The organism is Synechococcus sp. MU1655, from assembly GCF_023630655.1.
GTDB lineage: Bacteria > Cyanobacteriota > Cyanobacteriia > PCC-6307 > Cyanobiaceae > Synechococcus_C.
Window position 1 is genome coordinate 1 of record NZ_JAKUHK010000184.1, and the last position, 4,192, is coordinate 4,192.

General features: G+C 54.4%; 4 protein-coding genes. 2 read left to right on the top strand and 2 right to left on the bottom strand.

Annotated elements, in window-relative coordinates:
• Window positions 1-294: 294 nt before the first annotated feature.
• Both NCN04_RS08740 and cbiE read left to right on the top strand, forming a co-directional pair.
• Window positions 295-1,284 carry a helix-turn-helix transcriptional regulator gene (locus NCN04_RS08740; RefSeq protein WP_250395830.1) on the top strand — a complete coding sequence of 330 codons (990 nt, stop codon included), beginning with the start codon at window positions 295-297 and terminating at the stop codon, window positions 1,282-1,284.
• Window positions 1,285-1,620: 336 nt separating this feature from the next.
• On the top strand, window positions 1,621-2,886 hold the full coding sequence (gene cbiE / locus NCN04_RS08745; RefSeq protein WP_250395831.1) for a precorrin-6y C5,15-methyltransferase (decarboxylating) subunit CbiE: 1,266 nt from the start codon (window positions 1,621-1,623) through the stop codon (window positions 2,884-2,886).
• Window positions 2,887-3,081: 195 nt separating this feature from the next.
• On the opposite strand, the gene NCN04_RS08750 is transcribed toward cbiE, so the two are convergent.
• Together NCN04_RS08750 and NCN04_RS08755 are read right to left on the bottom strand one after the other, a co-directional pair.
• Entirely contained in the window at window positions 3,082-3,513 is a 432-nt protein-coding gene (locus NCN04_RS08750; protein ID WP_048346032.1) for a DUF192 domain-containing protein, read from the bottom strand.
• A partial coding sequence (locus NCN04_RS08755) for a response regulator transcription factor (RefSeq protein ID WP_250395832.1) occupies window positions 3,513-4,192 on the bottom strand: 680 nt, incomplete at its 5' end. The genes NCN04_RS08750 and NCN04_RS08755, both read right to left, overlap by 1 nt.

A 4,192-nucleotide genomic window follows, 5' to 3' on the forward strand; every position in this document is an offset into this window, starting at 1 on the left:
GAGACCACCTTAAAGACCTCAGCATCCTCAGCACTTAACTGCTCTTACTTAACAGCAAACGCAGGAATGATTACATCTACTTTCGCTTGTCAATCAAACGTGCTCGGGCTAGTTATTCCGGCCATTCCATCTTGAACGCAACCAACCTTTGTATCGTCTCAGCGATGGGCCACCTCAGAAAGGGTTGATCCAATCGTCATGCACTACACAAAACCCATATTCTAAGGATATTCTCAGGTTCACCAAATCAATCTCTTGCCTACCAGCATCACCCGCACTACGAGAAGTGGAGTCTTGGCACGTCGTGGTACGGGTGCTCAGGCTGATCAGAGCATGAAAACCGCCTTTCACTCTGCTAGCGAACTAAAGCAGCTGTTCAAACGGATTGGGAAATCCTTTGATGCCGTTCAACTCAGCCCAGGCCCTCTAGAGGGATGCTTCTCGATACTCAACTTAGGCAGCATGTGCCTGCTCGAAATTCGCACCAATCAGCGTCTACTTCTCAATGGAGAGAGGGGAGACGACTGCATGAGTTTTTGCTTTGAAGCGACGGGAATAGCCGATGAACACCGGTTATTCAACCAGCCAATTGCCCCTTACTCCCTCAATGGCTTTCGTCAGGGACAAGTCGAATCCCATTTCCAACTCACAGCCAACAGCACCACATTCCTAGCAATCCTGTCGATCCGCCGATTCAACTCTTTCATCTGCCATTCCACAGAAGAAGAGCTGATTACTCAACTGAAAACCAACAATTCATTGCAGATTACGCCTGCAATGCATGCACAGTTTCGGAAAAAGTTTGAAAATCTTCTCCTAAATCCACCCCTGACAACGCTGCATCGACGAGAGGCAACAAACCATCTATACAGTTCATTCCTGATTGCTCTGAATGACAAGCACAATGTAGATTACATAACCTTTGCACCATCTCCCCGTCAGGAACTAGTCAGAGAATTTATAGATTGGGCCTTCAAGAATTCACACAATGACTTAAGCCTTGATCAAATCAGCGAATCGCTATTTGCATCGAGAAGAACCCTGATTCAGGGAAGCAAAGAATCACTTGGAATGGGTCCGATGGAAATGATGAAACGTGTACGCCTCGAGCAAGTGAATTGGATCTTGAGGTCAACCGAAGCGCGTGCAAATGAAAATTTTAAAACGATCACGCAAGTAGCTCAACACTATGGATTTCATAGTCGTGGACATTTCGCCAAGGCTTACCAAAACCTGTTTGCAGAGGCCCCAAGAGACACATGGCTGAAGTCAACAAATAGTTGATCCTTGCCACGATCCCATTCATGCAGATTTGCGGTCCTAGTCAGAGTCAAATTTTAAATACTTCTATGGTGGTATTCACCCAAAGGAAACACCACCGTTATCGAAGCAATTGATCGGTTCAATCAGCTTTTTGCATCACTCTCCTTGGGATAAACATCAAAGAAATCTTGTCGATCTAGCCGCCGTAAGCGCTACAGCAACGAGGTCCGATCGTTTTAACCGTCAGCGATCAAAACGCTTTGTCCGGCCATTCACTCGATGATCTAGGCCACCAAGCACGATCGGGAGCAAAAGGCCTTGCACTGAACGCTGCCTCGAGCGCTGCACAATGGCGTGATGATCGATGTGATCGGCACCGACGCCGGTGCCCCCGGCTCGCTCCCACCCTGGGCTCAGCTTTTGGTGAAACAGGCAGACCTAGTGGCAGCCCCAAAGCGGTTGCTACCAGCACTGCAGCATTGGTCTGTCTGCCCAGTAGCCCTTCGCTGCATCGCCAGTGATCATCCAATCGCTCTGAGCGACGAGTTGCTTGGTCTTGGGAGCGATCAACGCGCGGTGGTGCTGGCCAGCGGTGATCCATTGTGGTTCGGCATTGGCCGGATCTTGATCGAACGCCTGGGCCGCGAACGTCTGCGCTTTCATCCAGGCCCCTCATCCTTACAACTGGCGTTTGCCCGACTAGGCAGACCCTGGCAGGACGCGCAATGGATCAGCTTGCATGGCCGTGACCCTGCCCCACTGGCTCAGCGCTTGCAACAACGACCCAGCGCCTTGGCGGTGCTCACCGATCCCAGCCGCGGTGGCGTGGACGAGGTCCGCCAAAGCTTGCGCAGCAGCGGCCTGGAATCGGCCTATGCCCTCTGGCTCTGCGAATCGCTTGGTCACAGCAGTGAGCGCGTGCAACGGCTCGATCCATCCGAAGCCACGCCGAGCGATTTGCACCCCCTCCACCTGGTGGTGTTGCTCTCAGAAGCCCAGGAGACTCAACCTCCAGATCAGTTGCCGCTGTTTGGTCTCGAGGATGGTGTGTTTCTTCAACACAGCGATCGGCCCGGCTTAATGACCAAACGCGAGGTGCGGATCCAATTGCTCGCTGAGCTGAACCTTCCAGCGCAAGGCGTGCTCTGGGATCTTGGTGCTGGGACCGGCAGCGTGGGCCTTGAAGCGCTGCGGCTCAGGCCTCAGCTGCAGTTGCTTTGCATTGAACAGCGCAGCGGCGGATCAACACTGATCGCCGCGAATGCCAGACGCCTGGGTGTTCAACCCGCAGCGATTCTGGAAGGCGATGCTATGGACGAGCTCAGCAACCTCCCTGCAGAATTAGTCGCCCCCGACCGGGTGCTGATTGGTGGCGGAGGCCGCAAGCGCCGATCCCTCCTGAAGCATGTGATCCAGTGCATGGCCCCCAAAGGTGAAGTGGTGATTCCCCTCGCCACGTTGGAGGCCTTCGCTGAGCTGAGGCCGGTGCTCGAGGCCGCTAAATACACGGTGAAGCTGAGTCAGCATCAGGCCTGGCGCGGCCAACCCCTTGCCGATGGCACCCGGCTTGCTCCGATGAATCCGGTGTTGATCCTCAAGGGAAGCGCTCCCCGGCTGGACTGAGAATGACGCGATCGAGCGAAAAGGGCAGAATCAAGCCCTTTGAAACTCACAGGATGGCAATCCGAGAAAGCAAACCCCAGGTTTCACCACTGCGCCTCAAGATCACTCTTTTGATTGTTGGCGTTGGCCCCTTGCTTGCCGTTGGGCTGTGGCTTCAATCCAAGGGATTCTTTAGCTAGGCCTGCCTCTTCCACTTCATTGGCTGGCGTCATTGCTTGGCGTCATTGCTTGGATCGGTTCAATCACCACCGTGTCTCCAACGCCAAGCCCCAGGCGCTTAGCCTCCCCAGCTCGTAACTCGATCACACCGTCCGCATCAACCATCGGCCCATAGGCCTTGCAGGGCACAGCTGGACAAATGGGCACCTCGGCCTCAATCGCAATCACCTCGCCCTGGTGCACAAACACCATGTCGAGGGGCGCAATCGTATTCAGCATCCAAAAGCGCAACGGGCGTGCGGGCTTAAACGGAAACCACATGCCCCTCAGCGGTGGCAAAGCCGGGCGTTGCATTAATCCAAGCCGTTGTTCTTCGGGCTGGTCCGCCACCTCTAAAAGAACGCAGGTGTCGTCGCGAACGCACCATTGGACTTCAAGGGGCAACTGCTGGGGGGGAGATACGTCCATCAAGAGCTCTTCAGGAAAGGAACGCCGTTGTTGAGGCAATAACCACGGCCACGAATGGTGTGAATTAAGCGAGTGTCGCCATCCGCCTCAAGTTTCTGACGCAAATAACGGATATACACCTCCACCACATTGCTCGACACCCCTTGCTCATCGTTCCAAACCTCACGCAGGTTTTGATCACGACTCACGGCTCTGCCCCGCTCCTTAAACAACAACAGCAGCAAGGACGATTCTCGCTCCGTTAAGCCAATCGGCCGGGTCCCACGACGCACCATTCCGCTTCTGGTTTCAAGCTTCAAATCACCAACCGCGATCACAGTGCAGAGCTCTTCCCTGCGTTTCTGAAGAGAAAGATGGAGGCGCAAGCGTTGCAAGAGATCGCTCGGTGCATTGGTGGCCAACCAGAAATCATCCGCCCCAGAACTGAAGCAGAGCTCTCGAGCGTGAATGCTGTCTTCGCTCACGCCAAGCAAAATCGGCAGCATTCCAAACATCTGGCGGAGCTCACTGACCTCAGGCATCCGGCCCGGTGACACGATTGCAGCGATCGGCTGCTGACTAAAAGCTGCAATGGTGCTATTTCCAGCCCCCCACTCCAACGATGGATAGCCCGAAGCCTCGAGGCGATCTTTGAGGTGCAGGGCCTCAGCACCAACCAGCAACAGCACTCCCTGCTCAT